Annotated in this window: 13 protein-coding genes and 1 riboswitch; of the genes, 10 read left to right on the top strand and 3 right to left on the bottom strand. The window is 69.6% G+C overall.

The genetic code is table 11. From position 1 onward, the window contains the following. Positions 1-217: 217 nt before the first annotated feature. The 8 genes from ACIRRY_RS34455 (at position 218) to ACIRRY_RS34490 (ending at position 9,598) form a co-directional block, all read left to right on the top strand. On the top strand, positions 218-2,257 hold the full coding sequence (locus ACIRRY_RS34455; protein WP_403980651.1) for a tetratricopeptide repeat protein: 2,040 nt from the start codon (positions 218-220) through the stop codon (positions 2,255-2,257). Next, on the top strand, positions 2,254-3,546 hold the full coding sequence (locus ACIRRY_RS34460) for a cytochrome P450 (RefSeq protein ID WP_403980654.1): 1,293 nt from the start codon (positions 2,254-2,256) through the stop codon (positions 3,544-3,546). The genes ACIRRY_RS34455 and ACIRRY_RS34460 overlap by 4 nt, the downstream gene beginning before the upstream one ends. A gap of 201 nt (positions 3,547-3,747) precedes the next feature. Continuing rightward, complete coding sequence (locus ACIRRY_RS34465) at positions 3,748-4,731, top strand: transglycosylase family protein (RefSeq protein ID WP_403980656.1); 984 nt, start codon at positions 3,748-3,750, stop codon at positions 4,729-4,731. 193 nt (positions 4,732-4,924) lie between these two features. Then, a riboswitch (cyclic di-AMP (ydaO/yuaA leader) is annotated at positions 4,925-5,097 on the top strand. 9 nt (positions 5,098-5,106) lie between these two features. Beyond that, positions 5,107-5,811, top strand: a complete 705-nt coding sequence (locus tag ACIRRY_RS34470) for a transglycosylase family protein (protein WP_403980658.1) — start codon at positions 5,107-5,109, stop codon at positions 5,809-5,811. Between the two features lie 292 nt (positions 5,812-6,103). Beyond that, positions 6,104-7,390: a phosphopyruvate hydratase gene (gene eno, locus ACIRRY_RS34475; protein ID WP_317881007.1), complete on the top strand. Its 1,287-nt coding sequence runs from the start codon at positions 6,104-6,106 to the stop codon at positions 7,388-7,390. 107 nt (positions 7,391-7,497) lie between these two features. Continuing rightward, entirely contained in the window at positions 7,498-7,974 is a 477-nt protein-coding gene (locus ACIRRY_RS34480; protein ID WP_200691296.1) for a septum formation initiator family protein, read from the top strand. Positions 7,975-8,009: 35 nt separating this feature from the next. Beyond that, positions 8,010-8,648, top strand: coding sequence for a DUF501 domain-containing protein (locus ACIRRY_RS34485; protein ID WP_403980660.1), 639 nt, complete (start codon positions 8,010-8,012; stop codon positions 8,646-8,648). After that, positions 8,645-9,598 carry an exopolyphosphatase gene (locus ACIRRY_RS34490; protein WP_403980662.1) on the top strand — a complete coding sequence of 318 codons (954 nt, stop codon included), beginning with the start codon at positions 8,645-8,647 and terminating at the stop codon, positions 9,596-9,598. The genes ACIRRY_RS34485 and ACIRRY_RS34490 overlap by 4 nt, the downstream gene beginning before the upstream one ends. A gap of 298 nt (positions 9,599-9,896) precedes the next feature. Here the strand turns inward: ACIRRY_RS34490 and ACIRRY_RS34495 are convergent, their stop codons facing one another. Next, the gene (locus ACIRRY_RS34495) at positions 9,897-10,838 is read right to left on the bottom strand and encodes a serine protein kinase RIO (RefSeq protein WP_403980664.1); all 942 of its coding nucleotides are present in this window, start codon (positions 10,836-10,838) and stop codon (positions 9,897-9,899) included. A 417-nt stretch (positions 10,839-11,255) separates the two neighbouring features. Further along, complete coding sequence (locus ACIRRY_RS34500) at positions 11,256-12,257, bottom strand: zinc-binding dehydrogenase (RefSeq protein ID WP_403980667.1); 1,002 nt, start codon at positions 12,255-12,257, stop codon at positions 11,256-11,258. A gap of 493 nt (positions 12,258-12,750) precedes the next feature. Here ACIRRY_RS34500 and ACIRRY_RS34505 point away from each other — a divergent pair, with 493 nt between their 5' ends. Both ACIRRY_RS34505 and ACIRRY_RS34510 read left to right on the top strand, forming a co-directional pair. After that, positions 12,751-14,136, top strand: a complete 1,386-nt coding sequence (locus ACIRRY_RS34505) for an NAD(P)/FAD-dependent oxidoreductase (protein WP_403980669.1) — start codon at positions 12,751-12,753, stop codon at positions 14,134-14,136. A gap of 218 nt (positions 14,137-14,354) precedes the next feature. Next, positions 14,355-15,647 carry a class I SAM-dependent methyltransferase gene (locus ACIRRY_RS34510; protein ID WP_403980670.1) on the top strand — a complete coding sequence of 431 codons (1,293 nt, stop codon included), beginning with the start codon at positions 14,355-14,357 and terminating at the stop codon, positions 15,645-15,647. Between the two features lie 84 nt (positions 15,648-15,731). Here ACIRRY_RS34510 and ACIRRY_RS34515 read toward each other — a convergent pair whose 3' ends face one another. Beyond that, the gene (locus ACIRRY_RS34515) at positions 15,732-18,260 is read right to left on the bottom strand and encodes an ABC transporter permease (protein ID WP_403980673.1); all 2,529 of its coding nucleotides are present in this window, start codon (positions 18,258-18,260) and stop codon (positions 15,732-15,734) included. Between the last annotated feature and the right edge of the window lie 90 nt (positions 18,261-18,350).

Below are 18,350 nucleotides of genomic sequence, written 5' to 3' on the forward strand. Positions count from 1 at the left end.
TGATGACGTGGAGTGGTTGGCGGAGGAAGCGGCCAAGGTGCTGACGCACGGGGCCAGTTCGGTTGCCGAGTGGGAGCCGGTTCGGCTTGGCTTCGAGGGGTGGTTCTGGCGGCATGGGTCGCGAAAGGACTACTCCGGCTGGCTCGACAGTCTCTTCCGGGAGCCGTTGAGCGCTTCGGTCGTGAGGCACTTGCGTTTCAGTCTGTTCGATGTGCTCATGAAAGCGTCCAGTCCTGACACGGCGGCCGACGAACTCATCGCCCTCATCGATGAGTTGACCGCCACACCCGCAGCGGCCCCGCCCTCACCCCCGTCCCAGGACCACCTCGACTTCCGAGACGGCACCTTCAACGGCACGGTCGCCGCCGTCCAGCACAACTACCACTACGGCACCGTTCCCGCCCCGGCGGCCTGGCGTCTCGTAGGACATGTCGGGCCCGTCGAGTTCGGGGTGCGTCCGACGCGGCATGTGCCCGGTCTGCCCGACGTCCCGCCGTACGTACGGCGGGACTGTGACGGCGGCCTCCGTACCCGTCTCGAACACAACGGTCTGGTGCTGATCCTCGGAGAGCCGTACGCGGGCAAGTCGTACACGGCGTGGCACGGTGTTCGGTCGCTGGAGGGGCACCGGCTCTACGCCCCGGACCCGGGCGACGACCTGCGTGCTGTGCTCGGCGCGTTGGACGGGAAGCCCGGTGACTACGTCATCTGGCTGGACGAGGTGACCGATCACCTGGGAAGCGGTGGTCTCGACCTGAAGCTCCTGGGCCGGTTCACCTCCCTCGGAGCCGTCATGCTCGGCACGATCAGTCCCGACGAGTACTACCAGCGCCGCTTCGGAACGGCCCCGGGCGAGCGAGTCATCGCCGCGGCCCGCACGGTGGAGCTGGCGCGCGAGTGGAGCGACGCCGAACTGGAGCGGCTGGCGGGGCTCGACGACCCGCGCGCGTACCCGGCGTACATGTGGAGCGGTCGGGAGGGCGCGGCCTCGTACTTCGCGATCGGGCACCTGCTGTTCGACGAGTGGCGGCGTGCGGGGACACAGGTGGAGCACCCGCGTGGGCAGTCGCTGGTTCGTGCCGCGGTCGACCTGGCCCGGTGCGGGGTCACGGGAGCGGTACCGCTGGAACTGTTGAGAACGGTCCAGGAACAGTACGGGGCGGACGAACGGGAGTCGTTCGAGGACGCGTTGGCCTGGGCGACGACACCCCTCTTCGGTGTGTCAGGGCTTCTGGTACAGGGCGACGAGGAGCAGACCTGGCGGGCGTACGGGGCCCTCGTCGCGGAGGCCCTGAGGGCGGGCGGCGACCTGGAACCGGTGCCGGACGAGGTGTGGTGGACACTGCTGGACAAGTCCGGGCCGGAGGTCTCCATCGACCGGGATGCCGTCCTCGACGCGGCCCGTACCGCACTGCACCCCCGGCTCAAGGCGGACGACACGGCCCTCATGGTCGCCTTCGCCGACCGCGTCGGACCCGACGAGTGCCGGGACCTGCTCCACCGGGCCGCGGACGCGGGCGACCGGCGGGCGGCCGAGGCACTGGCCGCGTTCCTCGTGGCCCGCGGTGACACCGCGGAGGCCATGCCGTATCTGGAACAGGCTGCCGACACCGGCGCCCCCTGGGCCGCCGCCACCCTCGGCAGCCTTCTCCGCGATCGCGCCGAGACCTGGCTGCGTACGGCCGCCGAAGCAGGCAATGCAGCGGCCGCACACGAACTCGGCGACATGCTGGTCGGCACCGGCCGCGAGGACGAGGCGCTCCGCTGGTACCGCAGGTCCGCGGCAGCGGGCCGTCGCGAGGTGGCCGCGAGTCTCGGCACACTGCTCAGGAACTGGCGGGACCCGGAGGCGGACAGCTGGCTGCGCTACGCGGCCGCGTGGGGCGATGCGCGCGCCGCCGGCGAACTGGGCATTCAACTCTCGCAGGAGCCGGGGGCGGACGAGGCCGAGATGGATCGCTTTCTCCAGCAGGCGGTGGACGGCGGAGACGCGAACGCGGCGCACAACCTCGGGGCGCGGTTTGAAGACCTGGGCCGGTTCGACGAGGCGATGGCGATGTATCACCAGGGCCTCCGAGGGGGCATCGCCGGCGCGCAGGAGTCCATCGGGTATCTGCTGCGGAAGCAGGGCAAGTTCGCCGAATCCGAGGAATGGCTCCGCAGAGCCGCCGTCGCGAGGCCCGTCGGCCTCCCCGCCACCCTCCCTTCACCACCCGAGGGCGGTCCCACCCCCACTCCGGATACCGTCAAGAAGTGACCGATCAGCCGCGCCCGCACTCCACCGCCCCGGACCTCTTCACCTGGGAATTCGCCACCGACCCCTACCCCACCTACGCCTGGCTCCGCGAGCACGCCCCCGTGCACAGAACGCGCCTCCCCAGCGGAGTGGAGGCCTGGCTGGTCACCCGGTACGCCGATGCCAAGCAGGCGCTCGCCGATCCGCGGCTCTCCAAGAACCCCGCGCATCACGACGGGTCGGCGGACGCCAAGGGCAAGACCGGGATCCCGGGTGAGCGCAAGGCCGAGTTGATGACGCATCTGCTCAACATCGACCCGCCGGACCACACCCGCCTGCGCCGACTGGTCAGCAAGGCGTTCACACCCCGGCGCGTGGCCGAATTCGCGCCCCGGGTCCAGGAGTTGACGAACGATCTGATCGACCGGTTCGTCGCCGACGGCTCCGCCGACCTCATCCACGACTTCGCCTTCCCGCTCCCCATCTACGCCATCTGCGATCTGCTCGGCGTCCCGCGCGAGGACCAGGACGACTTCCGGGACTGGGCGGGCATGATGATCCGTCATGGCGGCGGCCCGCGCGGCGGGGTCGCCCGGTCCGTCAAGAAGATGCGCGGCTATCTCGCCGAACTCATCCACCGCAAGCGCGAGGCCCTCCCCGACACCCCGGACCCGCTCCCCGACGAGGACCTCATCTCCGGTCTCATCCGCGCCTCCGACCAGGGCGAGCACCTCACCGAGAACGAGGCCGCGGCGATGGCCTTCATCCTGCTCTTCGCCGGCTTCGAGACGACTGTCAACCTCATCGGCAACGGCACGTACGCCCTCCTCACCCACCCCGAGCAGCGCGCCCGCCTGGAGAAGTCCCTGGCCGCGGGGGAGCACGGCCTCCTGGAGACCGGCGTGGAGGAACTCCTGCGCTACGACGGCCCGGTGGAGCTCGCCACCTGGCGCTTCGCCACCCGCCCGCTCACCCTCGGCGGGCAGGACATCGCGGCCGGCGACCCCGTGCTCGTCGTGCTGGCCGCCGCGGACCGAGATCCGGAGCGGTTCGCCGACCCCGACGTCCTCGATCTCGGGCGGCGTGACAATCAACACCTCGGCTACGGCCACGGCATCCACTACTGCCTCGGCGCCCCGCTCGCCCGACTGGAGGGCCAGACCGCGCTCGCCACCCTCCTCACCCGCCTCCCCGACCTGCAACTCGCCGCGGACCCGGCCGACTTGCGCTGGCGCGGTGGCCTCATCATGCGCGGACTGCGCACCCTGCCCGTGGAGTTCACCCCCCGAGCGGCCACTCCAACTCCCTAGAACCAGCCCCAGATCAGGACCCAACGGGTCATCTCGCCACGTAAACCCAAACATGACAGTTCTTCAACTCTGTGATCTTCACGTGATCTGCGTGGCATTAACTTGTGACAAGTGATCGACTGCGGCTACGTTCACGTACCAGCGCGGCGCCCCGCACCACCCGTCGCGCGATCCCCCCGCCGTCACGCGAAAGGCCTCCGCATGCTCTCCGGGAACGGTCGTCACCGTCGCCCCCGTCAGGCTCCGGCTCTCCTCGTCGCGGCCGGGGTGACCGGCTCCGCCATCGCCATTCCACTCCTCGGCGCCGCCGCCGCGAACGCGGCCGACGGCACCACCTGGGACAAGGTCGCCGAGTGCGAGAGCGGCGGCTCCTGGAGCGAGAACGACGGCAACGGCTATTACGGCGGGCTCCAGATGTCCCAGGACGAGTGGGACAAGTACGGCGGCCTCGACTACGCCCCGAGCGCCGACCTGGCCAGCCGCTCCCAGCAGATAGCCGTCGCCGAGAAGGTCCTCGACGACAAGGGCACCTCCGCCTGGACCACCTGTGCGCTGATCGCCGGCCTCACCACGGACTCGGGTTCGACGAACGTCGACACCGGCCTCGCGAGCGACTCGCCGTCGGCCGGCGCGACGGACCCCTCCGACTCCGGATCCGGCTCGGGTTCGTCGGACTCGTCGGCTTCCTCCGGGTTGTCCGACTCCGGCACCACGGACTCGACTTCATCTGATTCATCCGATTCGTCCGCCGGCTCCGGTGATGACTCGTCGAGCAGTCCCTCGCCCACCGCGACGGACAACCCCGCCAAGTCCGACAAGTCCACCACTCCTTCGACCGGCAACAGCTCGGTCGCCACCTCTCCAAAACTCGACGAATCGGACAACTCGGCCCAGGCGGTGGGCAAGTCGAGCCTCGTCGACACCGGTGCGCTCGACGATTCCACGAGTGACGCGAGTGAGGCGAGTGGCGGCAAGCATCGCGGGGCGAGTGCCGAGGAGAGCGTGACGGCGCAGACGTACACCGTCCGCGCCGGCGACTCCCTCGCGTCGATCGCGAACTCCCTTGGCTTCGACGGCGGATGGCGCGCGCTCTACGACGAGAACAAAAAGGTGATAGGCGCCGATCCGACCCAGATCGCCGCCGGTCAGACCTTGGACGTCGGTACGGAAGCGGACGAAAAGTAGCAAGAGAACAGCGGGAGTTCGCGTCACGCTTCGCGCTGAATGTCCGCTTTGGTGAAAGTGTGGGATGAGTCTCAGAAGCCCTGATCGTCTTTGAAATCCCGTGGGTTCCCTGTCTACGGTCGAGGCCGCTCGTCACCACGAGCCCCGGCTGCCGCACACGCCGAGTCCTGCCAGCGGCCTCCGGGAACAGTCGTCGCGTCAAGCGCCGTAGGCAGGAGCGGGGGACCCAAGGTAAGTGCCGGGCCCGGGAGTCGAGAGACACCGGAACCGGCTTGGGGTTAAGTCGCGCACCGAGAGGTGTGCGGCCGGGCAACTCACACGGCCCGAACCCGACAGCTCACCTCGTAGGCGTCGGTGAGGGGATTGGGATCTTCCATGCTGTTTTCCAGCAAGGGCAAGCACCGCCGTCCGACAGTTCTTCAGCGGTCTACCCGCGTCGCCACGCTCGCCGGCGTGACCGGTGTCGCCATCGCCGCCCCGCTCATGGCGACCGGCAGCGCCTCCGCCGCCACCGCCTCCGAGTGGGACACGGTCGCCAGCTGCGAGTCCGGCGGCAACTGGTCCATCAATACCGGCAACGGCTACTACGGCGGTCTGCAGTTCTCCGCCTCGACGTGGGCCGCGTACGGCGGCACCGCCTACGCCTCCACCGCGAACCAGGCCTCCAAGTCCCAGCAGATAGCCGTGGCCGAGAAGGTTCTCGCGGCCCAGGGCAAGGGTGCCTGGCCCACCTGCGGCACCGGCCTGTCGGGCGCCGCCTACTCCGGCGGCAGCAGCTCCTCCAGCTCCTCGAACAGCAGCAGCTCGTCGAGCAAGAGCACCACCGAGCGCTCCACCACCGACACCACCGCCTCCCGCTCCGCCGAGCGCCCGGCCGCCAAGAAGACCGTCACCACCCCGACCGGCACGAAGGTCAAGAAGGGTGACGGCGAGTACAAGGTCGTCAAGGGCGACACCCTCAGCTCCATCGCCGAGAAGCACAAGGTGAAGGGCGGCTGGCAGCAGCTGTTCAAGCTGAACAAGAGCATCATCGACGACGCCGACTTCATCTACCCGGGTCAGCAGCTCCACCTTAAGTAGCACTCAGCTGAACCACAGCGCCCTCACATCCGTGGACCGCACCATGGAGACCTCGTGAGGGTCACCCCCGTCCCCCACGGGCTCCCCGCTCCGGTGCGTGTTCCCCCGTACGCACCGGAGCGGGGCTTTTTGTGTCCCCTTCAGGGAACCTTTTTGTTCCGTTCGGAAACAATTTACTCTCGGTTCTGTCCATCAGGCGGCCGACCGGATGGCCAATCGCCCCGAGCCGGTTAGGCTCGTCTCGCAGAGCCGCTGCGGTGTTGCCGTAGCCGCGTCAGACCCCAAGAAGGAGATGCTCGTGCCGTCCATCGACGTCGTCGTAGCCCGGGAAATCCTGGACTCCCGAGGCAACCCCACGGTCGAGGTCGAGGTCGGCCTCGACGACGGCAGCACGGGTCGTGCCGCCGTTCCGTCCGGCGCCTCCACGGGCGCCTTCGAAGCCATCGAACTGCGTGACGGCGACCCCAACCGCTACGGCGGCAAGGGTGTCGAGAAGGCCGTACTCGCCGTCATCGAGCAGATCGGCCCGGAGCTCGTCGGCTACGACGCCACCGAGCAGCGCCTGATCGACCAGGCGATGTTCGACCTGGACGCCACCGACAACAAGGGCTCGCTCGGCGCCAACGCCATCCTCGGCGTCTCCCTCGCCGTCGCGCACGCCGCGTCCGAGGCCAGCGACCTGCCCCTCTTCCGCTACCTCGGCGGTCCGAACGCGCACCTGCTGCCCGTTCCGATGATGAACATCCTCAACGGCGGCTCGCACGCCGACTCGAACGTGGACATCCAGGAGTTCATGATCGCCCCGATCGGCGCGGAGTCCTTCTCCGAGGCGCTGCGCTGGGGCGCCGAGGTCTACCACACCCTCAAGAAGGTGCTGAAGACCAAGGGCCTGTCCACCGGCCTCGGCGACGAGGGCGGCTTCGCCCCGAACCTGGAGTCCAACCGCGCCGCCCTCGACCTCATCATCGAGGCCATCAAGCAGGCCGGTTACATCCCCGGCGAGCAGATCGGGCTCGCGCTCGACGTCGCCGCGTCCGAGTTCTACAAGGACGGCAAGTACGAGTTCGAGGGCAAGTCCCGCTCGGCCGCCGAGATGACCGAGTACTACGAGGAGCTCGTGGCGGCCTACCCGCTCGTCTCCATCGAGGACCCGCTGTACGAGGACGACTGGGCCGGCTGGAAGGTCATCACCGACCGCATCGGCGACAAGGTCCAGATCGTCGGCGACGACCTCTTCGTCACCAACCCCGAGCGCCTCGCCCGCGGCATCGAGGAGGGCACCGCGAACGCCCTGCTCGTCAAGGTGAACCAGATCGGCTCGCTGACCGAGACCCTGGACGCCGTCGAGATGGCCCAGCGCAACGGCTTCAAGTGCATGATGTCCCACCGCTCCGGCGAGACCGAGGACACCACCATCGCCGACCTCGCCGTCGCGGTGAACTGCGGCCAGATCAAGACCGGCGCCCCGGCCCGCTCGGACCGCGTCGCCAAGTACAACCAGCTCCTGCGCATCGAGGAGATCCTCGACGACGCGGCGGAGTACGCGGGCCGCAGCGCCTTCCCGCGCTTCAAGGGCTGAGACCCAGGGTTCCACCGGGTCAATCCTTAGCCAGTCGTACGTACGTCCCCGCACCCGGTCCCGTACCGTGTACGGGGACGTACGCACGTGTGAAGGGGAGGCGGGACATGGCCGTGAAGGACCGGGACCGGTTCTCCACCGCGACCAGGCTCAAGCTGCTCGGCGAGCAGACGGCGGCCCGTGTCTACCGCTCCCAGACCAAGCGGCAGGCCCGCCGCTCCCGGCTCACCGGCCGGGCGGCCCTCCTCGCCCTGGTGCTGTGCTCGCTGATCGTGGCGCTGGCGTACCCGATAAGGCAGTACGTCTCCCAGCGCGCCGAGATCTCCGACCTGGAGCGGCAGCAGGACCAGGCCCGGCAGCGCGTCGAGCAGCTCCGCGACCTCAAGGCACGCTGGCAGGACGACGCGTACGCGGAACAGCAGATCCGGCAGCGGCTGCACTATGTGATGCCCGGGGAGACGGGCTACATCGTGATCGACCCGGACGCGGCGAAGCAGTCACGCGCCGAACTGGGCGCCGCCGACCGCCCCTGGTACGCGAACGTGTGGGACGGCGTCGACAAGTCCGACGCCTCCGACCGGTGAACCGACAGACACTTCAGAGAGACTTTCGTACAGGCATGCAAACGCCCCCGCCGCCCACCCCGCGCACCGAGCCCACCGACGCCGACGTCGCGGCCTTCCAGCAGCAACTCGGGCGCCCGCCGCGCGGGTTGCGCGCGATCGCGCACCGTTGCCCGTGCGGACAGCCGGACGTGGTGGAGACGGCCCCCCGCCTCCCCGACGGCACGCCCTTCCCGACGACGTACTACCTCACGTGCCCGCGCGCCGCCTCGGCGATCGGCACGTTGGAGGCGAACGGCGTGATGAAGGAGATGACGGCCCGTCTGGAGACGGACCCCGAACTGGCCGCCGCGTACCGCGCCGCCCACGAGGACTACATCGCCCGCCGGGACGCCATCGAGGTCCTGGAGGGCTTCCCGAGCGCGGGCGGCATGCCGGACCGGGTGAAGTGCCTGCACGTACTGGTCGGCCACTCGCTGGCCGCCGGCCCGGGAGTCAACCCGCTGGGCGACGAGGCCCTCGCGATGCTGCCGGAGTGGTGGGCGAAGGGCCCGTGCGTGTCCGTGCCCGGGGTGCCGCCGACCGGCGAGGGCTGGGAGACCGTGACGTCCGAGGACGGCAACGGCTACTTCTCGTTCAAGCCGGTCGAGAAGCCCGTCGAGGAGCCCTCCGAGTCGAAGGGGGACGACCAGTGACCCGGGTCGCCGCCATCGACTGCGGTACGAACTCGATCCGCCTCCTCGTCGCCGACGTCACCCCTGCGACCGGTGAACTCGTCGACCTGGACCGGCGGATGACGATCGTCCGGCTCGGCCAGGGCGTGGACAGGACCGGCCGGCTGGCCCCCGAAGCACTGGAGCGCACCTTCGCGGCCTGCCGCGACTACGCGGCGATCATCAAGGAACTCGGCGCCGAACGCCTCCGCTTCGTCGCCACGTCCGCCTCCCGCGACGCCTCGAACCGCGAGGACTTCGTCCGCGGTGTCCTGGACATCCTGGGCGTCGAGCCGGAGGTGATCACCGGCGACGAGGAGGCGGAACTCTCCTTCACCGGCGCGACAAAGGAACTCACGGGCCGAGACGACCTCGCCTTCGCGAAGCCCTACCTGGTCGTGGACATCGGCGGCGGCTCGACGGAGTTCGTCGTCGGCGACGACCAGGTCCGCGCCGCCCGTTCCGTGGACATCGGCTGCGTCCGCATGACCGAGCGGCACCTCGTCCAGGACGGCAAGGTCACCGACCCGCCCACCCCGGACCAGATCGCGGCCATGCGCGCCGACATCGAGGCCGCCCTCGACCTCGCCGAACAGACGGTCCCGCTCCGCGAGGCCCGCACCCTGGTGGGCCTGGCCGGCTCGGTCACCACGATCTCCGCGATCGCCCAGAACCTCCCCGAGTACGACACGGAGGCCATCCACCACTCCCGTGTCCCCTACGACCGGGTCCGCGAGATCACCGACTCCCTCCTTCACTCCACCCACGCCGAACGCGCCGCGATCCCCTCCATGCACCCGGGCCGCGTCGACGTCATCGGCGCGGGCGCCCTCGTACTCCGCTCGATCATGGAGCGGGTCGGGGCGACGGAGGTCGTCGTGAGCGAACACGACATTCTGGACGGGATCGCCTTCAAGGCGGCGGAGGGGTAGGAGGGCAGGGCGAGGGTCGACACGACCGGGGGGGGCACGGGGCCCGGTGTCGCCGGTCACGTGCTTTGCCGGGCGACCGGACTGAACCGGAGTTCCTTTCGCTCCTCGTACGGCATCGCCGACCCCGACGTACCGGACGGATGCCTGGTCGCCTTGACCGCCATGGGGCCCCTCGTACTCAGCCCCGCCATCGGCGCACGCGGCGGCGGACCGCCCTGGACACCGGTGACCCGACCGGGAGGGACGCGGAGAACCGTGCCCCTCCCCCTCACGCAGGTCGACCGGTCGCCGGTCCCGTTCAGAAGGCGTGTGCCATCAGTTCCGCGAACAGTGCGTGCTCGTCGACGTCGAGGCCCCGGGAGCGGAACCAGCCGCAGATGTTGGCGCAGTCGCGCTGGAGGAAGGTCATCCCGTTGAGGTTGCCGACCAGGTCGACGATCTGCGGCAGGTCGATGACGACCAGGCGTTCGCCCGCGGCGAGGATGTTGTACGCCGAGAGGTCGCCGTGCACGAGGCCGTTCTGCACCATCGTCGCGAGCGCGTCGGTGAGCTGCTGGAAGTAGGACGCCAGCAGCTCGGGCGAGGGCCGGGTCTGGGCGAGCCGGGGCGCGGTCGCCACGGTGCCGTCCTCGTCGACGACGGTGATCCACTCCATGAGGATCTCGGTGCCGTCGATCTGGACCGGGTAGGGAACCGGCAGCCCGAGGTTCCAGAGCCGCACCAGCGCGGCCCACTCGGACACCGCCCACTCGCCGGCCGCGACCTGTCGGCCGAAGGTGCTCTTCCGCTTGACGGCCCGCTCGTCACGTGAACGCTTCATCGAGCGGCCCTCGGTGTAGGACGCGGCGCGGTGGAAGGCCCGGTGCTCGGGAGAGCGGTACCGCTTGGCCGCCATGACCACGCCGGCCGCGGGGTCGAGCGGGTCGGCGCGCTCGACGAGGTGGACGTCGGCCTCCTTGCCGGTCTTGAGGACACCGAGCTCGGTGTCGATCGCGCCCTGCGAGGTGACCACCCAGTCCGGGAGCGGCTCGGGGCCGCGGCAGAGGGGTTCGACACTCAGCCAGGTCGACCAGCGTTGGCCGTCCTCGAGGTCGTCGTCGTAGGCACGGAAGTCGAAGACGAACCGGTCGTCGATGTCACCCAACTCGTCCGGCGGCGGGACGCGGCGGTAGGGGTCGGCGCTGAAGTCGTCAGGAAATACCGGGTGTTGAGGGTCTTGCGAGAGCTCGTCGTGAGACATCGCTGGAGGTGCTCCAAGAGGTGAGAGGAAGGCGGGCTGCGGGCATGCCGAGGACAGTCGCGGTCACAGTCGTGCCTCCTCTCGTGGAGCACCGGGCAGCTCCCGGTGTCCCGCCCATGGTGAAGGCCGGGCCGGGGAGCGGCAACCGAATTACGTCGGCCCGGCCGGAGTTCCGTACTACGTCGGCCCGGCCGGAGTTCCGCCGGGCCGTGCCCGCGGAGTCCCGTCGTCCGCCCGAAGGCTGGGGGAGCGCCGGACGCAAGCCCTCGTACTGAGCGCGGGCGCGGGCGCGGGCGTGGGAGTGGGCGTACCGGTGTTTTCGCCCGGTGCGGTGAGCGGGAGGCACCGCCCACGCCCTCAAAGCGATGGGGAAGCCTGCCGGGCGTCACAGGACAACCGGAACTCCGCGAACACGCCCTAGTGCCGGACGCGGACCACCAGCTTCCCCGTGGCCCGGTCGTGCTCCATGTCCTCGTGGGCCCGCGGTACTTGCTCCAGGCCGTCGTACACGCGGTCCACAGGGAAGGCCAGTCGGCCCGCGGCGACGGCGTCGAGGATGTCCTGGAAGACCGGCGCGGGCAGGTCGGAGGCGTCGCCGAAGTAGCCCGCCAGGCGGACTCCCCTCGGCAGGTACTCGTTCGGGGCGAAGTCCCGCACGGTCCACTGGTTGGAGAGGCTGCCGCCGAAGCAGGCCGTGCCGTGGACGCGGACCGCCCGCAGAGTGTCGGGCAGGGTGGGGGTGCCGACGAGGTCGAGGGCGGCGTCGACGCCGTCCGGGTACAACTCCCGTACGGCGGGGGCGACTTCGCCTGTGTCGAGCACGGGGTGGTCGACACCGCGCTCCGTCAGGAGCGCGAGCCGACCTGCCTGCCGGGTGGTGGACAGCACCGTGGCCCCGCGCCAACGGGCCAGCGCGGCTGCCGCCAGGCCCACCGAAGACGTACCGCCGCGGATCAGCAGGGACTGGCCGGGCCGCAGGTCCAGGCCGACGGTGAGCGAGCCGTAGGCGGTCTGCACCATCTCCGGCAGCGCGCCCAGCACCTCCCAGGGCAGCTCGGTCTCGACGGGGATCACCTGGGCCAGCGGCACCGACGTGTACTCGGCATAGCCGCCGTCGTACGTGCGCCCCATGTCCCCCATCATCGCGACGACCTTCTGCCCGGGCACCAGACCGCTGTCGGCCGGAGCCGCGTCGACCGTACCGGCGGCCTCGATCCCCGGCACCCGCGGAAAGTCGACGCCCACACTCACCCCCAGCCGCAGCTTCAGCTCCGAGCGGTTGAGCCCGAACGCCTCGACACGGATCCGCACCCACCCGTCCCGCTCGGGCGGCAGCGGGAGAGTGGTCAGCCGCAGGTTCTCGACGGGGCCGGGTCCGGAGAGCCGTACGGCGCGCATGGTGCTCGGCGAGGGCGTCATGGGCGTGCCAACGTGGGGCCGTCGCGGCTTCATTCCCGGGTCTCGCGGACCCCGAATTATTACCGGCCGGTAGTAAACTCCTGAGCAGCCCATATAACGTATGAGCGGGTGCGGGGGCGCTCGCCGACCCCCTCCGGAACACGTCCGTAAGAAAGTTCGTGAAGTTCTTCACAAGGAATTCTGTCCTGTTGGACGACCGGACTGCCCCGGTTGGCCCTTCCGGGGGCTCGGCGGGCTCGGGAGCGTGCTCGGCGGGGTGGTGCGGGAGTGATTCGGGGGCGTTTCGGGAGGGTGTCGCGGAGGTGTGGTCCAGAGGGTCCGGCGGGACAGAGGAGCAGCTCACGCGGCCTTGACAACGGGGCGAACCGCACCGTGGTCCCCCTCCCGCGAGGGGCCCTGGATCAAGCGAGTCGCGGAGGATAACACAGCCCCTGTGGAAGCTTGTGAAGGGGCGCACGAGCGACCCCCCAGGGGCAGGTGGATACTCGATGGCATGAGCACCACGGAGCGTCCCAGGATCCTCGTAGTAGGCGGTGGGTACGTAGGCCTGTACGCAGCTCGGCGCATTCTCAAGAAGATGCGCTACGGCGAGGCGACCGTCACGGTCGTCGACCCCCGGTCGTACATGACCTACCAGCCCTTCCTCCCCGAAGCCGCCGCCGGCAGCATCTCCCCTCGGCACGTCGTCGTCCCGCTGCGACGCGTGCTGCCGAAGGCGGAGGTCCTCACCGGCCGGGTCACCACCATCGACCAGGACCGCAAGGTCGCGACGATCGCCCCCCTCGTGGGTGAGGCGTACGAGCTGCCTTTCGACTACCTCGTCATCGCGATGGGCGCGGTCTCCCGCACCTTCCCGATCCCCGGCCTCGCCGAACAGGGCATCGGCATGAAGGGCATCGAGGAGTCCATCGGTCTGCGCAACCACGTCCTGGAGCAGCTCGACAAGGCCGACTCCACCACCGACGAGGAGATCCGCCGCAAGGCGCTCACCTTCGTCTTCGTCGGCGGCGGCTTCGCCGGCGCGGAGACCATCGGTGAGGTCGAGGACATGGCCCGGGACGCGGCCAAGTACTACAACAACGTCTCCCGCGAGGACATGCGCTTCGTCCTCGTCGACGCCGCCGACAAGATCCTCCCGGAGGTCGGCCCCAAGCTCGGCCTCTACGGCAAGGAGCACCTGGAGAGCCGCGGGATCGAGATCTACCTCTCGACCTCGATGGACTCCTGCGTCGGCGGTCACGTCGTGCTGAAGAACGGCCTCGAGGTCGACTCCAACACGATCGTGTGGACGGCCGGCGTCAAGCCGAACCCCGTTCTCGCCCGCTTCGGCCTCCCGCTCGGCCCGCGCGGTCACGTCGACGCCCAGCCGACCCTCCAGGTCACCGGCACCGACTACGTCTGGACCGCCGGCGACAACGCCCAGGTTCCCGACATCGCCGCCCGCAAGGCCGGCGTGGAGAACGCCTGGTGCCCGCCGAACGCCCAGCACGCGCTGCGTCAGGCGAAGGTCCTCGGCGACAACGTGATCTCCGGTATGCGGGGCTTCCCGCAGAAGGAGTACTCGCACGCCAACAAGGGTGCGGTGGCGGGTCTCGGCCTCCACAAGGGCGTCGCGATGATCGTCATGGGCAAGGTGAAGATCAAGGTCAAGGGCCGTCTCGCCTGGTACATGCACCGTGGCTACCACGGTCTGGCCATGCCGACCTGGAACCGCAAGATCCGCGTCTTCGCCGACTGGACGCTCGCGATGTTCCTCAAGCGCGAGGTCGTGTCGCTCGGCGCCATGGAGAACCCCCGCGAAGAGTTCTACGAGGCCGCCAAGCCGGCACCGGCACCCGCTGCCGCAGCGAAGACCGAGGAGAAGGCCAAGGCCTCCTGACCCTCTCCGGTCACCTCTGAAGTACTGAACACGCCCGAAGGGGCCGTCCGCCATCCGTGGTGCGGACGGCCCCTTCGGCGTTCCCGGCCCGGCCCGCCTCCGTGGTCGCTACACGCATTTTGCCTACTCGTAATGGTCAAGCAGGACTGCGATCGGGCCTGGCCGGTGTTTACGTGGTGATGGACAATTCCGGGATCCGCGTCACGGAGGTGTGCGCCATGGCTGATGCCGCGCTGCGGCTCAAATCCCTCTTCGAACAGCTATTGGGGACCCCCGTCCCGGTGCGCATCCGCGCCTGGGACGGTTCCGAGGCAGGGCCGCCCGATGCGCCGACCTTGGTCGTACGCAATCGCCGTGCCCTGCGCCGACTCCTGTGGAAACCCGGCGAACTGGGCATGGCCCGCGCCTGGGTCTCCGGGGACCTGGACATCGAGGGCGACTTCTACGCGGCCCTCGACGCCATGTCCTCGCTGGTCTGGGAGCGAGGCGACGGCACCCGCACCCTCGCCGAGGCCCTGCGCGACCCCGAGGTGCGCTCCGCCGTCCGCGGACTGGTGAAGCTCGGCGGGCTCCCGCTGCCGCCCGCCCCGCCCCCGGAGGAGGTCCGCCGCAGCCGCGCCCACCTCCACACCAGACGCACCGACAAACGCGCCATCAGCCACCACTACGACGTCGGCAACGACTTCTACGAGATCGTCCTCGGCCCCTCCATGGTCTACTCCTGCGCCTACTGGGAGTCCCCGGACGGCACGCTGGAGGACGCCCAGCGCGACAAGCTCGACCTCATCTGCCGCAAGCTGGAGCTGACGCCGGGGCAGCGACTGCTCGACGTCGGCTGCGGCTGGGGTTCGATGGCGATCCACGCGGCCCGCGAGTACGGCGTGAGCGTCGTCGGCGTGACCCTCTCGCAGGAACAGGCGGCCTACGCCCGTAAGCGCGTCGCCGAGGAGGGCCTCACCGACAAGGTCGAGATCCGGGTGCAGGACTACCGCGATGTCACCGACGGGCCCTACGACGCCATCTCCTCCGTCGGCATGGCCGAACACGTGGGCTCCACACGGTACTTGGAGTACGCCCGGGACCTCTTCGCGCTCCTCAAGCCCGGCGGACGGCTCCTCAACCATCAGATCGCCCGCCGCCCCTGGCAGGACGAATCGGCGTACGACATCGACGAGTTCATCGACGCGTACGTCTTCCCCGACGGCGAACTCGCCCCCGTCGGCACCACCGTGACCCAACTGGAGGGCGCCGGGTTCGAGGTGCGGGACGTCGAGGCGATCCGCGAGCACTACGCGCTCACCCTGCGCCGCTGGGTCGCCAACCTGGAGTCCGAGTGGCGGCGCGCGGTCGGGCTGGCCGGCGCCGGGCGGGCCCGCGTCTGGCGTCTCTACATGGCGGCGTCCGTGCTCGGCTTCGAGCGCAACCGCATAGGAGTCAACCAGGTGCTGGCCGTCCGGACCCCCGAACAGGGCGCCTCCGGAATGCCGTTGCGCGCCCGCACCTGGAACTGACCGGGCTTTCCGGGCACATGGCCAGGGGCCCCGTTCCGATCCGGAACGGGGCCCCTGCCCTTTTTTCGATCAATTCCCGTACGGCTACTCGGACTTGATGGCCGACAGCATGTTCAGCTTGGCCGCGCGCCGGGCCGGCCACAGCGCGGCCAGCACACCGACCGTGCCCGCCAGGAGCAGGAAGAGCGCCATCCGGGCCCAGGGGAGGACCAGTTCGTACGTCGCCATCTTCGAGCCGATCAACTCACCGGCCGCCCAGCCGAAGAAGACTCCCAGACCGATGCCGAGCACCCCGCCGAAGAGCGAGATCACAAGGGACTCCAGCCTGACCATCCGCTTGATGCCCTTGCGGTCCAGGCCGATCGCGCGCAGCATCCCGATCTCCTGCGAGCGCTCGAAGACCGACATGGCAAGGGTGTTGATGACCCCGAGGACCGCGACGATCACCGCCATGGCGAGCAGGCCGTAGACCATGTTGAGGATCAGGGTGAAGACCTGCGCGATGCTGTCGGAGAGGTCCTTCTTGTCCTGGACCTTGACGGCCGGGTTGGAGCCGAGGGCCTTCTCCAGCCTGTCCTTCGTCGAACTCGACGCGCCGTCGGCCGTCTTGACCAGGATCTGCATGTCGGCCGGGTCGGTCTGGTGCGGGGCGAGCGTCGTGTTGTCGAGCATGATGCCGCGGATCAGCGCGTTGCCCTCGTAGACCGCGGAGACGGTGAGCTGCTGCGCCTTGCCGTCCTCGTAGTGCGTGGTGAAGGTCGAACCGGCCTTCCAGCCATGGGACTTGGCCGTGTCGTCGTCCACCACGACCTGTGTGCCGGCGACCTTGAAGGTGCCGCTGTCCACCTTGAGGTCGGTGAGCTTGCCGATCGCGGAGCCGTTGACCCCGGTCAGGAACTCGGTCTCGCCGTCGATGCGCGAAGGGGCGTTGCGCAGCGGGCTGGTGGCGGTGACGCCGGAGGTGGTGGTGAGGGTCTTGTCGACGTCGGCGGAGAGTTCGTTGCCGTTCGCCATCGAGACGATGTAGTCGGCGCTGATCGCGGACGAGGCCATCTTGTCGATCGCCTGCTGGAGACTGCCCGCCATCACCGTCATGCCGGTGATGAGGGTGAGGCCGATCATCAGCGCGGAGGCGGTGGCGGCCGTACGGCGCGGGTTGCGCACCGAGTTCTGGCGGGCCAGCTTGCCGGAGATCCCGAAGATCCGCAGCGCCGGGGCGGCCGCCGCGATCAGTGGGCGGGACAGCAGCGGGGTCAGGATGAACACCCCGATGATCAGCAGCACGGCGCCGATCCCCATGGGCGCCTGGCCGTCCGAACCGCTCATGGTCGTGGCCGCGATGACGACGGCGACGCCCACCCCGGAGAACAGCGCGCCGAGCGTGTTGCGCAGCACCAGGGACTTGGTGGTGGCCGCCGCGTACAGGCTGCTCATCGCGGCGACCGGCGGGATCTTCGCGGCCCGGCGGCCGGGCAGCCAGGCGGCGAGCATGGTGATGAGGATGCCGACCGCGAGGGCGCTCAGCACCGTGCCCGAGGTGATGACCAGCGGGCCGTCCGGGACGGTCGCGCCGATCGTGCCCATCAGCGCGCGCAGCCCGGCGCCGATCCCGATACCGGCGACCAGACCGGCCACCGCGGCGACCGCGCCGACGACGAACGCCTCCAGCAGCACCGAGCGCGTGACCTGCCGGCGCGAGGCACCGACCGCGCGCAGCAGGGCCAGTTCCTTGGTGCGCTGGGCGACCAGCATGGTGAAGGTGTTGGCGATGATGAACGTGCCGACGAAGAGCGCGATCCCCGCGAAGACCAGCAGCCCCGACTTCAGCCCGCTCATCGAAGCGGCGATCGTCTCGGCCTGGTCGTCGGCGAGCTTCTTGGCGGTGGTGGTCTCGGTCCGCCCCTTCGGCAGGGCCAGGTCCAGCTGCGACTTCAGCGCCGCCTGACTCGTCCCGGCCACGGCCTTCACATCGATCTCGTCGTACGTCCCCGCCTTGCCGAACAGCTTCTGCGCGGTGGCCGTGTCGAAGAGGGCGAGGCTGCCGCCGGCGGCGACGTTGCCGTCGTCGGTGGTGAAGATGCCGGTGATCCTCGGGGACAGTACGGGGCCGTCGACCGAGATGCGCACGGTGTCGCCGACCTTGTACCCGGCGCGCTTCGCGGTCTCGGAGTCGATCGCGACCTCGCCCGAACCGTGCGGTGCCGTACCGGACTTGAGGGGATAGCGGGCGTCCTTGTCCCCCCAGTAGTTGCCGCCCTCCGACTGGAAGCCGCCGCCGATGAGCTTGCCCTTCTTGTCGGCTATGGCGGTGAAGCCGTTGACGACCCCGGTCGCGGACGCGGCCCCCGGCACCTTCGCGCTGGTGTCGAGCATCGCCTGCGTCAGCTCGGGCGTCTTGCCGACCGCGTCGCCCTCGCTGTCCTGGTACTTGGCCTGGACGGCGACGTCGACCTGGTCGAAGCCCTTGGCCGAGCTGTTCTGGAAGGCGTTCGAGATGGTGTTGGTGAAGACCAGGGTCCCCGACACGAACGCGACGCCGAGCATCACGGCGAGCACGGTCATGAGGAGCCGGGCCTTGTGCGCGAGTACGTTGCGCAAGGCGGTTCGGAACATGGGTCTACTCAGTCCAGGTCTACGAGGGGTGAGCCGGGCGGCGAAGTCGGTTGCCGTGGCGGTGAGTTGAGGAGCCGTCAGAGGACCTAG

This window comes from Streptomyces sp. NPDC101776 (assembly GCF_044766845.1).
GTDB lineage: Bacteria > Actinomycetota > Actinomycetes > Streptomycetales > Streptomycetaceae > Streptomyces.